Source organism: Streptomyces sp. NBC_01591 (genome assembly GCF_035918155.1).
Classification (GTDB): Bacteria; Actinomycetota; Actinomycetes; order Streptomycetales; family Streptomycetaceae; genus Streptomyces.
Map to the genome: position 1 here is coordinate 7,204,335 of NZ_CP109327.1, position 16,939 is coordinate 7,221,273.

The 16,939-nt window shown below is 66.1% G+C and carries 9 protein-coding genes; 4 read left to right on the forward strand and 5 right to left on the reverse strand.

Translation table 11 applies throughout. From position 1 onward, the window contains the following. Positions 1-43: 43 nt before the first annotated feature. Both OG978_RS33235 and OG978_RS33240 read right to left on the reverse strand, forming a co-directional pair. Positions 44-5,965 (reverse strand): hypothetical protein, encoded by a 5,922-nt coding sequence (locus tag OG978_RS33235; protein WP_326768755.1) that lies wholly within the window; start codon positions 5,963-5,965, stop codon positions 44-46. Positions 5,966-5,999: 34 nt separating this feature from the next. Next, positions 6,000-8,162, reverse strand: coding sequence for a hypothetical protein (locus OG978_RS33240; protein WP_326768756.1), 2,163 nt, complete (start codon positions 8,160-8,162; stop codon positions 6,000-6,002). 300 nt (positions 8,163-8,462) lie between these two features. On the opposite strand from OG978_RS33240, the gene OG978_RS33245 reads away from it, so the two are divergent. Together OG978_RS33245 and OG978_RS33250 are read left to right on the forward strand one after the other, a co-directional pair. Next, positions 8,463-8,777 (forward strand): hypothetical protein, encoded by a 315-nt coding sequence (locus OG978_RS33245; RefSeq protein WP_326768757.1) that lies wholly within the window; start codon positions 8,463-8,465, stop codon positions 8,775-8,777. Positions 8,778-9,545: 768 nt separating this feature from the next. Next, positions 9,546-10,976, forward strand: coding sequence for a hypothetical protein (locus tag OG978_RS33250; protein WP_326768758.1), 1,431 nt, complete (start codon positions 9,546-9,548; stop codon positions 10,974-10,976). A 786-nt stretch (positions 10,977-11,762) separates the two neighbouring features. Here the strand turns inward: OG978_RS33250 and OG978_RS33255 are convergent. Then, entirely contained in the window at positions 11,763-11,948 is a 186-nt protein-coding gene (locus OG978_RS33255; RefSeq protein ID WP_326768759.1) for a hypothetical protein, read from the reverse strand. A gap of 259 nt (positions 11,949-12,207) precedes the next feature. On the opposite strand from OG978_RS33255, the gene OG978_RS33260 reads away from it, so the two are divergent. Both OG978_RS33260 and OG978_RS33265 read left to right on the forward strand, forming a co-directional pair. After that, a complete protein-coding gene (locus OG978_RS33260; RefSeq protein ID WP_326768760.1) occupies positions 12,208-12,816 on the forward strand; it encodes a hypothetical protein in 609 nt (202 codons plus the stop codon). A gap of 69 nt (positions 12,817-12,885) precedes the next feature. Further along, positions 12,886-14,034, forward strand: coding sequence for a helix-turn-helix domain-containing protein (locus OG978_RS33265; protein WP_326768761.1), 1,149 nt, complete (start codon positions 12,886-12,888; stop codon positions 14,032-14,034). Between the two features lie 507 nt (positions 14,035-14,541). Here OG978_RS33265 and OG978_RS33270 read toward each other — a convergent pair. Both OG978_RS33270 and OG978_RS33275 read right to left on the reverse strand, forming a co-directional pair. Next, the gene (locus OG978_RS33270) at positions 14,542-15,753 is read right to left on the reverse strand and encodes a restriction endonuclease (RefSeq protein WP_326768762.1); all 1,212 of its coding nucleotides are present in this window, start codon (positions 15,751-15,753) and stop codon (positions 14,542-14,544) included. 78 nt (positions 15,754-15,831) lie between these two features. Continuing rightward, positions 15,832-16,746 (reverse strand): transposase family protein, encoded by a 915-nt coding sequence (locus tag OG978_RS33275; protein ID WP_326770242.1) that lies wholly within the window; start codon positions 16,744-16,746, stop codon positions 15,832-15,834. Between the last annotated feature and the right edge of the window lie 193 nt (positions 16,747-16,939).

Below are 16,939 nucleotides of genomic sequence, written 5' to 3' on the forward strand. Positions count from 1 at the left end.
GGCGAGGTGCAGGCAACGACTCTTTCGCATGTCGCTGCGATGGTCAGCGTGGTCCGTGTGCGCGCCAGGCCGTGGCAACAATTGCTTCCAATGCGGAGTCGTCGGTGCCGGGCGTCTCGGTCAGGGCTGACAGGTGGCGCAGGGTAGCGAGAGCGTCGGCGGCGGTTGGGTGGTCTGAAGCGAGGAGGTCCACGAGATCGTCTACGGCCAGGGGCTCGTCGAGTTCGGACAGGTCGTGCAAGATGTCCTGCAGCGCCGGACCGGTGAGGGCGGCTGCTTCCAGAAACTGGTTGGCGCCGGCGGGTGTGGCGAGGGCATCGTGCAGGGTGCGGCAGATGTCCGGTGCGCTGTGCCTGGTGGCGGCCAGCTCGGCGGCTTGATTGAGCAGAATTGGCCAACCGCCGGTCGTGGAGAAGAGGCGGCGACGGTCTTCCGGGGCATTGAAGGCGGTCAGGACGTCCGTGGGGGTGACCCAACTGCGAATGCCATCGATGGTGGCGCGTTGAAGGGGAACAAGAATGTCTTCTTCCGCATAGTGGGACAGGACCTCAAGGTGTTCGCGATTCCCGGCGTCAATGAGGCCGATGACGCAGCGAGTTACGCCCGAGGCGGGTTGGCGGGTGATGGCGTCACGCAGAGCGGTTTCGACGCGGTCCGGCTTGAAACCTCGCATGTCACTGACGATCAGCCGGTGAGGGCTGCGGGCCTTGCCTGCACTCAGCGCCTGGCGGTAAGCGTGGGGTGTGGCCGGTTTGATCAGGGGTGCCAGTTCGCTGGGGGTGCGTTGTTGCTGGTCGGTCAGCGCGGTGGTGACGTCATCGAGGCAGGTGGCGTCGGTGCCGAGCACGATGCGTAGTGCGTTATCGCGGCGTACCAGACCTGCGATCTGCTGTTCCGTCAGGGGACTGATACGGGCGCCGGGAAGCGGCCGCCGAGCCTGGCTGATGGATAGGCGGGTGGAAGTGTCGTTGGGGTCGTGAGCGTGTAGTTCTTCCTCAATGGCGTCCGGGGTACCCAAAAGCCGTAGGACGTTGGAGGAGCGCAGGCGCCAGCCGTCACGTTCGGTGGCCAGGATGCCCAGGCCCACCATCTCTTCCAGCAGGACACGGAACTCGTCGGCCGTGTGGTGGGTGAAACTCTCAGGCCACCATTCCGCGCACTGGTGGCGCAGAGCACGCGTGCTCATGCTGTGTTCGATGCCGTGTGTGTGGGCGTTGTGCGCGATGAGTAGCGCGATGACCTTGTAGCGGGGGTCAAGGTTGAGGTTGAGGCGCACCGTATCGCGGATACGACGTCGCAGGTCCGGGGAGCCGATAACGCGCTCGAGGATGTCGTTGTCGATGGTCCAGGGTGGCCCGTCGGGCGTGCGGCTGGCCAGCGCTTCACTGACGAGGGCCTCGCCGGCGACCTGCAGGAGTTTCGGGTGGTAGTTGCAGTAAGCCAGTAGTCGGTGGATGAGGCTGTCGTGCGCGAAGTTGATCCCCAAAACCTCTGCAGGCTCCTGCAATAGGCGGTAGGCAGGGCCGGGGGAGAGGGGCCCGATGCCGAGGGCTCTGCCGAAGTGAGCCTCAGCGAGCGGTTGGTTGGGGAGGCCGGCGAAGCGCTGGACCTGGTGCAGGCCGGCGAAGACGGGCTTGAAGCGGCGTTCGGTCGCGCTCATCAGGTCCCTCAGTCGGGTGGTCTGAGGGAAGCCGGCGTCGGCTTCGGCGTCGAAGAAGGAGTCGCACTCGTCGAGCAGGAGCAGCAACCGTCGGGTCCGGTCTTGATCGAGCCAGGCCGTGATGGCATCCCGAACACGCCGAAACGCGGTGGAGGCGCGTCGGCCGGGGGCCAGGCCGATCCCCGCCCGACCCAGCTCGGTGGAGATCATGTCCCAGATTTCCTCTGTGCCCGAGGCCAGGTTGCTGGGCAGCGGTAGGTAGAGCGCGACATGCCCTTCGGTAAGGGCGTGGCGGCGGCCGGCAGCCCGTAGGAGGGCCGACTTACCCAGTCTGCGCCCACCGTACAAGAGACTGACACCGTGCTGGTCTGTGACGGCGGACAGTTCTTCGGCGCGACCGTAGAACATCTCCTCTGGCACGGCTTCGTTGGCGTCGGGGGTGTACGGATTGATGGCGCTGAACGGGGCCAGGATGCGTTCGGTCAGGGTGAACTGGCCGCTGCCGCGGGAGGCCAGGTAGGCCAGGGCGGCAGCATCCAGTACCAGGACGGGTTTAGCGGGATGTTCGGCGCACGCGGCGGCCAGGGCTCTGCGCTGAGTGGGAGACAGGGTGCCGATGAAGGCGATCATGACGGGGATGGAGCTGGGGTCTTGCTGAACCCAGGCGATGAGTTTGGCAGCGTCGGTGACCTCGGACGTCATCAGCAGCCGCAGCCGGCCGTCTGCTTGCGTACCGAAAGCCGGCAGGCGGACCTTGCCGATCAGCGTCACGTCGCGCAGATCAACCCACCGGCGCAGGTTCGAGGCGACAGGCAGGCCGGGATCGGCCTCGCGCTCGTATTCGATGCCGGCCAGACGCAGGGCCGGGCTCAGTACGTAGGTGTTGGTGCGGACCTGGGCCCACCGGGTGGCGACGTGGTGCCAGGCGGTCAGTGCGGCCACGGCGATTTTACGGTCGCCAGGGGACAGAGGGCCGAAATTTAGAGGGCCAAGGCTCGTGCCGTTTTCCGCCGCGGTGATCACTGCGGGGGTGATGCCGTCGGACAAGGCTTGTGGGACCGCAGGGAAAAAGGCAGCGAAGTCGGCCAGCGCGGTGTGCTGCGCATGGGGCGGTGTGTTCCCCTCGCGGGCCGCCAGCAAGTATTCTTCGGCCGTCGCGAGGTCACCTTCGACGATCAGCTGCCGGACAGCGTCGGTCAGTTGAGTGGGCGCGTCAGCTTCGTTGAGCTCGACGGTGGCCCGTTCCTGCAGGGACCGGGCGGCCTCGGCACCCAATACGGCGAGTTCCATCTGAATGGCCTCACACTCGCGGCGGACAGCACCGAGAGCATCGCCGGCCAGAGCGCTGTACGTGGCTTCCATTCGGGCAGTGATCCGGGCGCGCCCGGGCTCGGGTACCCGGCCCAGCCGGGTAGCGGTATCGATATCGCGGGCCAGCTCGACATGCAGGGCCCTGATCGCGCTGCCACTATGGGCACGCCGGGTGTGCAACGTGGCACGCAGTTCGTCTGTCAGGGTTGGGGAAGTGGTATCCGCTTGTTCCAACGCGTCCAGAGCGATCCGGGCGATGGCGTAGTTCTCGCGGTCGATACTCGTACGGACACCCTGAGCCCAGTCAGCGCGGTCGGCAGCTGACACGTCGTCCAGCGTCGGAGTACGGGACGGGACCAGGTGGGTGCTGAAGTCCAGCTCGGGGGCCCGCAGCAGGTCACTGTTCAGTACGGTGGACGGTTCAGGCTCAGTACCGGTGAGGGTTCCGCCAGCCAACAGTCGAGCTGTTGTCTCAAGGCTCACCAAGCAGCTCCGCGCCGCTGCCGCAGTCAGGGACTTTGGGTTGGTCTCGGCCAGAGCGGTCAGCTCATCGATCATGCGCTGGCGGTGCGGTTGGACCGCCTCGTGTAGGAACGAGAGAGGATCGGTTGCACGGGGCTGGGTTTGAGCGATCAGGACCAGCCACTGTTGGACGACGTCCAGAGAGTTGGCGGCGTGCTGCAGGATCCGCGAGCGGGCAGCGTTCTTGAGTTTGCGGGATGTGCCTCGGGCTGCTTTGTCGTCAGCATCCAAGAAGGCGGAGAGCGACCCTGGCGCGCCTAGGTTCCGCAGTTGCTGTCGAGTGACGGCTGCCAAGTCCCGCCGGTCGTCGGCGACTGGATGCAGCAGGGCGCCGATCCGGCCGTCAGGCGCCCACCACTGTTCGGCGAACTGCTTGGCTCGCAGATTGCTGAGGTTGGGGCCCGTGCGCAGCTCGGCGCGGGCGGTGTCGCAGATGACGGCGAGGTCATCACCAGTGTCGGGCCGGGCGGCCAGGACGTTGAGAGTGGTTCGTCCAGACAACTGTCCCCGGGCGGAGGCGTTACCGATCGCGGTAGCAACCGCGCTTGTTCCCGGTAGGTCGTGCCACTGTGCAGCGATCTTCAAGGCGAGCTCGCCACTGTCGGGATCTCCGGCGAGCAGACCGGACCGGACGGCCGCGGCCAACACGATCAGCTGGTCGGCCAGGGAGTCGGGCACGCCGCGCTGCAGCTGATCGGTCACCGCCGCACGAAGTTCATGGGCGCAGGCGCCTGTGTCTGAGCGCATGGCCTCTGCCAGAGCCAGGGCGCGCAGCGCCGAGGCGGTGGGGCGGTGGCCGAGGGCATTGGCGGCGTGGTGAGCCAGGGCCAGCTGCCCCCGTCCTGTCAGATCTGCAAGGACAGGAGAGACAGCCGGAGCAGTAGGCGTATCTGGCTTCGTAGCTGACAGCTGTGCCGTGGTGTGGGCAACAGCCGGTTGTACTGGTGCGAATTGCCTGTCGACAGTCATCGCGCGGTCCACCGACGGCGACGCTGAGGACGGTGCCGGCTTGGAAGGACCAGCCGCCAGAGCTCCTGGCTCGGAGTCGATCCCGTGACGGGGAACTGGGATCAATGCTGCATCAGTGTCTGGAGACATTTCACCGTCGCTGTTCGGGATACCGCCTAGTTCCTGGAGGGGTGGGCGCCCGATGGGTGCCGATTCTTGTGGTGCTGTTTCGTGAGGGCCTTCAGGATCATTCCCGTTTGTAGGGTCGGAGCTGTTGGGAACAGATGGAACGACAGCCTTGCCGCGCAGGATCAAGGTCAACACGGGCGCGATGGCCGGGGGCAGCGCCTGACGCAGTTGTTCGGTCAGCGCATCGGCACCATCGTCATCGTCCGATTCCACCGCGTCCGCCAGTCCCGCGACCGTTGCCAGCCATTCAGCCTCCTGAGCCTGCCGCGGAGTCCACTTGCCGACGGCCAACAATGACTCCGCGGCTGCACGAAGCTGTGCGATGGCGGGGTGTCCCACCGGGCCGCTCGCCACTGCGACGCGCTGCAGGATCTCCCGTATGGCGTGATCCTGGTCAGCCGCAACTGCCAACGCCTCCAGCGCCTCCAACAAGCTCGGAAGGTCCTGCTCCGGATAGGCTCCGGGCTCGTGTAGTGCCCGCACTACTGCCGCGTGCACCTCATCGACAACCTGCGCTACCTTCCCGACCGGTTGTAGCAGCTCAGCGGGCACCACTCTGCCTGCCGTCAACAACATCGCAGCTTCGGACACGACCTCAATGGCCAAGGCAAAGGCACCACGCAATCGTTCTGCCTGGGTCGCAGAGGCTGCTGTGGTACCCAGATCGATGGTGCTGACCGGTTCACCCGAAACTGCGGATTCCTCGCTATCGGCGGGCATGCCCACCGGCCGAGGCGCTGGCTTGGACGGCGTGCTGTCCGCTGGACGGCTTCGATAGGCTTTTTCGAATGCCTGGCAGGCTCCCACAACGGCGTCGGCACCTTCGGCAGGCCACGACGACAAGGGATGGTCGCGCAACACCAAGTGCAGCAACGGGACCGCATGATGTGTGACCCTCCACTGCACCAGACCGGTGAGCAGCAATACGGTCCGGTCCGGAGCCAGCTCTTCCAATTCGGAAAGGTTTTGGTCAGAACCTTGTTCCAGCCAGGTGAACAGTCCGTCCCACATACCGTCGAGCGTGGGCTGGGTGAGCGTGCCGATGATGTATGTCTGCTGAGCCCCTTCGCAGCGCCGCAAGGCTCCCAGCGCTTGACGCACCGCGTGGATGCTCGGTTGTCCGACCGACGGAGTGCGCAACTCCTGCAGAACCGCTGTGCGGCTCTTACGGCTCAGTCGCTCCAGCATTGAGGAGAGCTGCTTCTCGGTGAGTAATGCCAATACATCCCCGACGGGGTCAGACAGTTCCGCGACGGCCTGCTCCAGGGCCAGGTATTGGGTGCGTTGCGGCTCGACAAGCGTGTGATGCGGGGTACGCGGCGTACGGCGTGCCACAGGATTCCTTTCAGTAGTTCAGACGTTCAGCAGTTCAGCGGCGCAGATGTTGGTGCCAGGCAGGGGCCTGTCCCTCGCCCCTGCGATGGCCGCGTACAAATGTGTGTCCCTCGGGTAGCTCGGTGTCAGCCTCAGGGCCGTCAACCTCGATACGCCACTGGGCATATCGCGCACGTGCAGCGGGGGTGGCGTTGTGTCCGTCAGGCAGCCTGCGTTCCCAGGGACGCCGCCAGTGCCGTAGTTGCCGCGTGGCCCCATCGACGTTTCTGACGATGGCCTGCTGTGCTTCCCGGGCCTCATCGGTGTCGGGCCACCAAGTGAACACCTCCGGCAGCACGCCGCCGTGAGCGACCGTCGTCCGGGTAAGGAGACCAGCCGCCGCCATGTCCTCACAGGTGTGGATCACCGTCCACAACAAGGGCGGCGTGACCACATCCGGGCCGAACATTGCCGCACTCAACTGCTGACCGTCCAACGACCGGGAGCGGGCCGTACCGATCCTGCCATCACGCAACAATGCCGCCGTGATCAGTACTTCCAGCGCCGACACCGGCGGCCGATGCCCCCCGCCGATCGGCCGCTGCGTCGGCAGCTCGGGACCTACCAGGGATGGGATATCCAGCGGGCCCCACGCCTCGGCCAGCAGCACCGGGTCGAAGTACCAGTGCAGGACAGCGTCCCTCACCTGCATGGGAGCCGGTAGGAGCGTCGTGGTGACTATCAACTGCCGGCCGGAACGCGCAGCAGCCACAGTGAGTTTGATGCCGGGATAGAAGGACTCCGGCCACTTCACAGATGACAGTCCGCCCGGCTCTTGTTGCGTATACTGCCGGGCTAGAGCACGATTCAGCAGCTGGCGATTGTGATGTACCTCCAGTATCAAAGGCCCCTTGCCCAACAGCGACGGCACCGCACCTGGCAGTGGCAGTCGCCCGGCCGACAGGTCTGCTTCCGAGAGAGCCACTGAAACCACCAGCAGTGCTTCGTCCAGATGCTCCACATGCACCACAGAGTCGGTCTGCCTCGGCTTGGAGTCGTCCGTGAATTTGGCGACGTCAGGTAGGAGATGCTCCAAATGCCCCAAACCGGCGGGGATCAATGGGTCGCAGTCCACCAACACTGCGTCGACCGGCAGCGCTTGAGCCCGCCAGACGCCGCCCTGCTGCCAGCTGTCATCGATCCGCAAGTCCACGTTGCGGCGCAGACTGCCTGCAGTGACCTGGAAAGCCAGAGCAAGGTTTGCATCAATCATTGCGGAGGCCGCCGCAGTCAGCTCCAACGCATGCTCATCACCCACCTTGTGTTCCCAACCAACCAGCACCGGCCATACCGCGGTGTAGCGTGGTGTACCTCCCGGGGCCGGTCGTGTGAAACGATCCACCATCTCTGCCGCCACCGGGCCGGATGCGAACTGCTGATGCCGCTCAACCGGCTGCGCATACAGGTCCCATACAGCCAAACCTGGAGCCTGGCGCAACAACTCCTCCAAGGTTCTGAAGCACCTTTGCAGAGCACGCTCCGCCGCCACGGTGTCCGCAGAGTCCTGGAGCAGCGGGCCCAGGTCTCCTTCCGCCAGCAACCGCTGTCCCGGGCCCATGAGGAACTGCTGGTACAGCCCACTGTGGTCACGCCCCGACAGTAGAGCGCTCGTGTCGCCCGTCCCCACCAAGTGGCCCCACCGGTCCACTGCCCCAGTAGGCGACCGGCGAATGCGGGCAAGCTCCTTGTACTCAACGGACGTCAACGGTCCCAGAGCCTCCCAGTCGATCACCGCACGCGCGAGCGCGACCTCCGACCCATCCGAAAACGGCGCTCCCGACAGTCCTCTCGGAGTCCATCCGTCTTCCTCGACGTCGGGCGAGGCACCGAACGACGCACAGACTTCTCCCCATAGGGAGTGTGCCCCACGCTCTATTCGTACAAAGGAACCCACAGGCGGCAGCAGATTCCGAACATCGGGTCCCAGGAGAGTAAACGCCTCCGGGTCAAGGATGTCTGTGCTGTAGGCGCCGGCATCAAGGTCATATCCGAAGTACACGGCGTTGAACGCGGTGCACACATGCAAAGGCCCACGCCGTACCTGCGCCACCTCTTCGAGGAAGGAGATCAACTCCTCCTTCACCCCAGCCGGCAGAGCGTCGAGGCCCAGAGTCAGCTCATGGAAGAAGAACGGCGCACTCGTCGCTGGCAACCCCATCACCGGCGACTCCGTAGCGGACCCTCGGTCGTGGCCCAATGGCGACCGCGGACCCCACTACAGGTGACTGGTAACATCACGCACCCCCCACATTTTCTGTCCCGTACTGCTTTTTAGCGCACTACTCGGACATCCGCTCCCTACTTGGTGTCCTTTCCTCCAAAATGTGGCCGCACTGCGCACCTGGGGGACAGTTCTCCGCCCCGACCAGGTCGCCGGGAACCTTCGCCCGCCTGCCCCGCTCCGTGCTGTTGTCACACCTCACTGGCCGTCATTCCGGCAGTCCGCGGTACCCATCCGGTGAGCACATGGGCGGATCGGGAGGCGACGTTCGACCGCTCCGTAAAGCTCACCGACAAGTGCGTGACCGCCAACGTGCAGCCGGCCCACCCTGTGCTGGTTGGCCACCGCCAAGTCCGTTTCGAGGGCGTGCCGACCGGCCAGCTTCACCAGGACGGCAGCTTCTACGCGGCGGTGCCCATCAACCTCCAGAGCGACCACTCCAACCCGGATGGTCCCAAGCGGCTGTTCCAACGAGGACTCGAACTCGACCTCGTGGCCCTGGTACAGGCTGCCGCCGCCTGGGGGCGGAAACCGGAGCAGCCGGCGATGTGATGCTGTCCGCCGCACTGCACTGCTTCGACGACAGCGACAAACCCGTGCACTTGACCGCGTCCGAGCAGGCCTTCAACCATGGCCCCGCGACGCCGCTCCCAACGATTCCTGCGCAGACCACCGGCGATCTCGCCGCCATTGTCACCGACCAACCAGAGGCCGTCGTCGTGGCCTGCGCACTGGTCTCCGAGTTTCTGGCCGACATGGGAGCGCACGAGCCTTACGTCCTGACCCCGAAGGGCAAATCCGGGTCGACCGGCTCCAGGGTTTCCGGCCGTCACTGCGGTAAGTCACCTGCCGACGAGCTCAGCGGCCCGTACAGGCGGTCAAGGGGCGGGGTGGGGGCCCGGGGGCGGGGCTCCCGCTGCCGGAGGTGGTCAGTGGGACTTCGCCTGCGCGCGCCGTCCCCGGGCTCCGTCTCCGGTTCTACCCAGATCCCGGGATGCTGGCCCGTTCTCCCGTTCTCCCGTCCATCCGGGGATTCGGGCCCTTTCCCAGCTCAGGACCGTCACCCGGCACCGCCCCGGCACCGTCACCCGCGGTTCGCTACGTACGCCTGCGTTTGGACGCTGCTGCCGATGTTCTGCCCCGCTTCGGCGAGGGTCTGAGGGAAGCCGCAGCTTGAACCCCGATGGCAGGTCAGCTGAGTCCCGCCCGATCCCCACGAGCACATCCTTTCGGGTTAATCAGCTCGGTATGGCGCACCGAGTGGTTGTGTCCCTGGAAGCATCCGGGCCGACCTTGTCGACCGGTAGTAAGGCGCGTGGCATGAAGCGGACACTCAACGAACGGCAGCTGGCGGTGCTGGAGTGGGTCGGAAAGGGATGCCCAGAGGGGTTTTCCGCCTACTACAAGACCAGCTGCCCGGCCCTGCAGAACCGTGGGCTGGCCAAGGTAACCAGACGCGGCGGGGTGTGGAATGCGGTGCTGACCGACGCCGGGCGCCATTATCTGGCACATGGCACCTACCCGGAGCCGAAAAGCCCGGCGCGAGCGTTTCCCGCCCCCCGGCTGCCCAAGATCACCACGCCACCATCGACACCTCGCGTTCCGCGGCAGCCGCGTAAGACGTACACCGTCCAGCTCCTGGAGGAGCTGGACGCAGCCGGCGGCAGGGTTCTCAAGTCGGGTCCTGACGCCGATGCCTGGCTGCGCCGTGCCGCCTCGGCGAGCAGATCCGGACGGATCCCGAAGATCAAGGAACTGCGCTGGGGGAGACACCGTGATGGCGTCGAGATCAAGCTCGTGGACACTCCCGCGTGGCGCCTGGCTGTTCTAGAACCGGTAAAGGTGCCGGTACGGCTGGTCCGTCCGCATGCTGTTGTTCGGACGATGCTGAAGGCGAAACAACCGCTCGGGCTGACACGGTCAGTCCAGCAACGCGCTCTACGGATCGTGCACGCGCTCCTCACCGCAAGCGAACGCAACGGTCATACCTGTAGCGCCGGCGCCTTGGGCAAGGGGCCGGGGGACAACCGCTGGCTTCCGCACGATCCGCACTTCATGATCACAGCGCAAGGGCAGACGGTTGAGTTCCGTGTGGTGCAGGAGATGGACCGAAGCGAGCACATTCCGACGGACAAGGAGCTCGCGGACGCCAAGAAGTACTCGTGGGCAAGGATTCCGCGGTACGACTACACACCCTCCGAGCGGCTGCGCGTTGACCTTCGCGGCGGCCAGGCGCATTACGGGTCCGAGTGGGCGAACAGCAGCGAGCGCTCCGTTGAGGACCAGCTCGCAGAGATCGTCCATGAGATCGGGCTGCGCGGTGAGGTGAGCGAGCGCGAGCGTCTGGCTGAGGTCGAGGAGGCGAGGCAGAGGTGCCTACGCTGGGAAGCCGCGATGGCAGAGGCACGCGCCCAGTACGCCGAGGACTACCGCGTCAGGCAGCTGGAATCTCAAGAGACGGCCTGGCGTCAAGCCACGCGCTTGAGTGAGTTCCTCGAGGCAGCCCGTACACACGCGGAGACCCTTCCACCTGGGCTGGAAAGAACGAGGGCCGAGGAATGGATCGAATGGGCGATGGGGCATGTGGCGCGGGAGCATCCGATGGCTCGACCGCTTCGGCTCCTCGACATCCCCGAACCTCACGCCGACGATCTGAAGCCATTCCTCCGAGGCTGGAGCCCGTACGGCGCCCACTGGCTTGGCCCAACACCTGCGGGCAGTTATGTCTCTTGTCGCATCCCTGCTTGCTGACTGCGGTCTTCCTGATAGGCCATCTGCTGTCCAAGGTGGGGATCGCGGTAGCCGCGGACACCACCAGCACCGTCAGGGCCCTTTGCGCCCACGCTGCGGCCTCGGCCGGGCCGAGCGGTGCCGTCGTCCAGAAGGCCAACACCATCCCGGATAGCAAGGCCGGCACCGGCGCGAACGCACCCTTGAGGGCTTCGGCGGCGGCGCGCCGGTCCAAATCGTGGCGCAGGAGGGCGGTCAGCGTGAGCAGAAGGTCGGGATAAGCGTCCAGAGGGTCGAGGAGGGGGGGCGACGTGGGCGCGGGCGGGACCTGGCCGGAAGAGCTGGTACTGCAGGGCGAGGCTTCCAGCCGGTACAGACCCGGTGGGCGTGCTGACTGACCCGCGCACTCAGCCGCGCAGCCTTGATCGCATATCGCTGCAGCAGTGGCATTCCAGGCGGGAATGCCGCACGCGTCTCCACTTGCAGTGCCAGTGCAGGATCCCCGAGCGGGAAGTCGGTCCAGCACCTGTTGCAGGTGCTGGACCCTCGCGTCTCGCTCGTCGTTCTCTTCATCCGCCAGGCCGCTCAGCAAAGCAGCGGAGGCCGTCGTCTCGGCGGGAGCCCGCGTTGGGCTCCCGGTTGAGGGATGGGAGAGCAGTACCGAGATGTCGACCTGTCGCAGCTTCGGCGGCCCGGCCACCGCGGACTGGCGCAAGAGGATGCTGCGTCCTTCGATTTCCGCGACGGTGAGCTGTTCACCCTCGCAGGCGAACGGCAGCCCCGGCCTCAGCGTCGTCGTCCACTGACTCATCCGTTTCTCCGCAGTACGCATTCACCTGACAGTGGTCCCGCCGCCAGGTCCGTGGTCAGCCGGCCCGACCACAGCAGGGCCATCAGTGCCGGTCGGGCCTCCTCGGGCTCGCGGTCTCCAGCCAGGCGCCGCTCGGCGAGCGCCAGCTTCTCGTCCGACGACGGCCCGTCCATCTCGGGCACATGTGAATCGCTGTGCCGCCGCGGCGGGGAAGGGCACAGGTTCGCGGAAGCCAGGTCGCGCCCGTCATCTCTCTCGCAACCCACCGACGCAGTCCGCAGCGACGAAGCCGCAAAATCTTATAAAGATGGACCCTTGTTTGAGGTAAGGTCTCCACCAGTCAACTGCCGTGTATCGGAGGTCCTCTTGCCACTCTCCCTGTCGATGTCCCCCTTGGAACCCGACGACGTTCGGGCTCAACTTGGCGGAATGGGGACAAGGTTGGAGTACCTGAACGACGTTCTGCGCGCGGGCGAGGCGGCGCGGCGGACCGCAGTCCCCAACGACCCGACGGGGACTGGGGGACGGAGGGCCTACGAGGCCCACGTGCGCACCATTCGGGAGCTGCATATCGAGCGCGAGGGGTGGGCGCGGCTCGTGCACGGCCGCTTGGAGCTGGTCTGCAACGCCGATCGGTCGATGGCGATGGGCGTCATGGTCGGTGACGCCGCCACCGGCCAGGCGAGCCTGTTCCCGAAGAACGGGCGCAGTCGGGGCGCCGCCACCGGACAGGTCACTCGAGCCAACGAGGGCGAGGGGGCGGCACATGTCCAGACCGCCCTGTTCGTGGCGGGCGCAGGGCCCAGGGGCGTGTCGCTCAGCGAGGAGGAAGCCGCCGCGCTGAAGACGTGGTTTCTTCTGTCATACCGCACGAAGGCCGGGGACGCGGTACGCGTCGACTGCGAGCTGTCGCGGCCTAAGCGGTTCGTGGACGGATTCGTGGTCGAATGGGGAAGGCGGATTCCGCTTCCCGCGCTCACGATGGACGGAATCGAACCTTTGAACGATGATGGGCCTGGGGAGATCGACATCCCTGTCGATTTCCGCTGAGTCCGATGGTGGGGGCGTCGGAGTCCGCCGCCCCCACCAGGCACCACCGATAGCTGAGGCAGCCCCCACATGGTGACCCCGTCCCGTATCGCACTGGCACGCAAGCGCAGAGGGATGACCCTCGCCCAGTTGTCGGACCGGTCTGGTATCTCGCTGCAAAGCCTGTCGAACTACGAAACCGGGCGAACCGCTCCGCGCTCCACCACCCTGAACAAGCTGGCATCCGCCCTGGACTTCCCCGCAGCCTTCTTCCAAGGGCCGCCGCTGGAGGAACTCCCCGCCGACGGAATCTCGTGGCGGGCACGCAGTAAGACCTCTCCACGGGTGCTGGATGCCGCCCGCGCTGCAGGAACGCTCGGTGCGACGCTTTACGCCTGGATCGCCGAGAGCTTCCACCTTCCAGTTGTGGACGTGCCATCCCTGGGCAGGCCGGATCCGGAAACGGCCGCCGCGATGGTCCGCACCCGCTGGGAGCTGGGGGAAGCACCGGCACCGAACATGGTGCACCTTCTGGAAGCCCATGGAGTGCGCGTGTTCTCCCTGGACCCCGATCACGCCGAGGTCGACGCGTTCGCCGTCTGGCGTGACGGCGTGCCCTTCGTATTCCTCAACACCCTGAAATCGGCCGAACGAGGCCGCTTCGACGCCGCTCACGAACTTGGGCACCTTGTGATGCATGGTAACGAGCACGCCTGTTCGGGTCCCGAAGCCGAACGCCAAGCGAACGCCTTCGCATCCGCGTTCCTCATGCCTAGGGCAAGCGTCCTGGGCCACATGCCGTCGGGTGCCCACGTCGACCAGATCATCCGCGGCAAGCGGATCTGGAAGGTCTCCGCCATGGCCCTGACCTACCGCCTGCACGATTTGGGCCTGCTCACGGACTGGCAGTACAGGTCGACTTGCGCGGAACTGAGCCGGTTGGGATACCGTTCCGCCGAACCCGAGGGCATGGGGGAGCGGGAAACATCGCAAGTGCTGACCAAGGTATTCGCGGCGCTGCGCACAAAGGGTGTGAGGCCTTCCGCCGTAGCCGCGGGACTGGGGCTGACGAGCGAGGAGATGAACAGGCTTCTGTTCGGCCTCACGCTCACAACCGTCGCCGGCGGTGGACAGCAAACCGCACCCACTCTAACGCGACACCTGTCCGCAGTCAGCTCACCTCCTTCAGCAGCCGCTCGTCCTTCGTCGAATTCCGCACGCGCGTTCGCTAGGCCCTGAGTTCGCCGCCTGGGCAGGTCAGCCCTCTGGTCGGGTCGGGCTTGGAGGCATCGGCGCCCTGTGCCTGTCCGGTGCTGGTTGCGTTCTCAGGTGCCTCCGGTTCTATGTCCGTAGTCCAGCGAGGTGCGTCCGCTGCGTTGCGGTCGACAAGCTCTTCCAAGTCGGGCGCGGCGGCGCCCGTTCGGTTGAGGCACCGCATGACCAAGACCCAGCCACACGACCTAACCTTCAGCAGCACGTTCAAAGCAGCAATCAGCCAGCACTGGCTACGCGCCTTCGTTCGTGCACCCTCGTGGTGGTCGAGCCCCGAACACCTCTACGGCCCCACCGGCCATCTCGTCCCCGGCCCCGCCGAGGCGACCGGTTCCGTCTTCTCTGCCAAGTCCGGTCCGTTCTGCCCCGCCCAAAAGCCCAAGCAGGGCGCCCTCAGAGAGGCAGTCGGGCATCGCAAGAGGTGGAACACCTGCGGAGGTCGTTCACTCGACGCGGTTCCTGGACAGGGGAGTCTCACGGTGAATGTGGAGCGTTGTCCAGGCCATTCGCCTTGCCCAGGCCGAGGACCTCCTGCAGAGATTCACCCCAGGTGGCCCAGTGTGCCAGCACCTGGTTGCCGAGCAGGACCATGTTGTGTTCCCGCGCGAACTTCAATGCAGGTTTGGTGAACTCGCTGCTGGTGACGGCCACGACGAGGTCCGCGCCGTGTACCGGACGTGCGGTGCCGTTCAACCCGTACAGGACGCCCACTTCGACGCGTCGAGCGGTCGTGATGAGCTTGCACTGCGCGACCAGCTTCTCGCCGGTGGGCGCGACCGCGATGACATCGGCGCCGCGATCGCCTGCTCCGCCGTGTCTTTGCAGGACGTTGAATCCGTCGCGCTGGAGCAGAGCGGCGACCATCTCCTCGAACCCGCGCGGTGACATGGAAAGGATGGCTGCCAGCGAGACGCTGCCCGGCGAGGTGGTGAATCTCAGGCCCCGTGCTTCTCGCATGGCCAGGCCGTGCAGGGATTCGCGGTCCCGAGCCAGTGCTTCAAAGATGCGTGCGGCGCGGCCCCGTATCGCGTCGAGGAGGCGTGCCGCCTCGTCGAGTTCGGACGGACTGTTCAAGGCGTTGTGGCGGTAGCGTTCCCGTAGGTCGCGTCCGTACCAGCGGCGCAGCGCGTCCGAGATTTCCTCGGCCGCGGCGCACGCCGTTCGTGCGTTCTCCAGTTCGTCCGCGAGGATTTTTCGCAAACGGCCGGCGGCAAGTCGGCAGGGGTCGTCCAGCGGCGTCCACCACGGTTCATCGAAGTCCGGTCGGTACAGCTCCCGCCGTCTCGCGTGGGTGAGCTCCCGGTCAATCATGTCGTGGTGCAGTTGGAGTTGCTCCGCTGCGTCTTGGACCAGCTCCATTTCGGTGGTCCAGGTGAACGCGGCGAGAAGGCCGTCCCTATCGGGCTCCAGGATGCGCAGCGCGGTGGGCGGGCCCTGCCGGAGGGCCCGGCCGGAAGACGCCTGGGGAGGCTTGCCGGAGCCGAGGATCTCGGACAGGGGGGTACCCCACTCCATCCAGCGCCGTAGATCGTCCCTGTCGATGAGGAGGATCCGGTGTTCCCGGGCGTAGCGGCGTGCGGGGCGTGAGAACCGTCCGTTCGAGGCAACGGCGATGAGCGCACCAGGGAAGCGGTCGCCCGCCGTGCGGCTGAGCTGTTGGACGCGAGGCAGCCCGACGGTGGGCACCGGGAAGTGGTTGAAGGAGGAGTAACGAGCTGGTGCGTGATTGCGTTGGAGATGGGCGGGCCTGAGCTGGTGGTTTTGTCAGGCGGTGGTGCTGCGGTCGGAGACGAGGCCGGCGATGGCCCGGTAGGTGTCGGGCAGGACATCTCGCCGGTGCGTCCAGCGGGTCAGCTGCTTCCAGCGTTTGTGGTCGGCGAGCGCGTGCTCGACGGTGATGCGCTTCGATGAGTGTCGGTGCCGGGCCTCTTCTCTGGCTGCATGTACGTGCGGCAAAGCGATCTTGTTCGGTTTTCTGGGCGGTGTGATCGCCTGGCCGGGATGGTCGCGCCGGAGCCCGAGGTAGCCGTCGTCCAGAAGCACTTCCACGTCCGAGAAGTGCTGGAAACAGGTCCCGATGCCTTCGTTGCGTGCGGCGGTCGCATCGTGCATCCGACCTGGTCGCAGGGCATCGGTCCAGAGCGTGCGGCCTTGGTGGTCGGCGACGACGGTGGCCTTCATGGTGTTCTGTTTCTTCTTGCCGGAGACGAACGCGCGGCGTCCGCCGCGGCCGGCCAAGGGTCGGCGGACCTGGACTTCGGTGGCATCCAGCCGCAGCTCGATGCCCTCGGCCTGGGCATAAGCGAAGACGTCCGCCAGGGTCCGCAGCCGCAGGCCAGGACGGTCGGGGACGGCGCATCCGCGTTCGGCCAGGAGCCTGCGTATCTCTCCGATCGCACGGGTGACAGTGGAGCGGTCGACGCCGAACAACAGGGCGAGGACAGAGTGCGGGAGATCGTGCCGCAGGTGGATCAGAGTGACGACCAGCCGGTCGACGAACACCAGGCGATGCCGGGCGCCGGCCCCCGCCTCACGTTTCCTGGCCCCGCCACGTGCCTCGTGACGACGACCCTCCACAGCAGCCTGCCACGGGGCGGCCAACTCCTCTACCAAGCAAGCCAGATGCTGCCGGGATATCCCTGTGAACACCTGATGCACGAGGATGTGTCGGTTGATCATGATCACCACGGGCTGGATCATCCCACCCTCGCGCGATTGCCCCTCAACCGCTATCACGCACCAGCTCGTTAGTAGTGAGCGGTGGAAGGAGGCGGACGAGTAGAACGCGAAGAAGGCTCGAAAACGATGGCGCGGGGTGGGCGGGGGCCAGAGGGGGCGTCCGGCGGCGGTACCCTGGAGCGCATGTCTACTG

Coding starts and splice junctions, on each gene's coding strand:
- OG978_RS33265 (WP_326768761.1), top strand. CDS start 12,886: ATGGTGACCCCGTCCCGTATCGCACTGGCACGCAAGCGCAGAGGGATG.
- OG978_RS33275 (WP_326770242.1), bottom strand. CDS start 16,746: ATGATCAACCGACACATCCTCGTGCATCAGGTGTTCACAGGGATATCC.
- OG978_RS33250 (WP_326768758.1), top strand. CDS start 9,546: ATGAAGCGGACACTCAACGAACGGCAGCTGGCGGTGCTGGAGTGGGTC.
- OG978_RS33240 (WP_326768756.1), bottom strand. CDS start 8,162: ATGGGGTTGCCAGCGACGAGTGCGCCGTTCTTCTTCCATGAGCTGACT.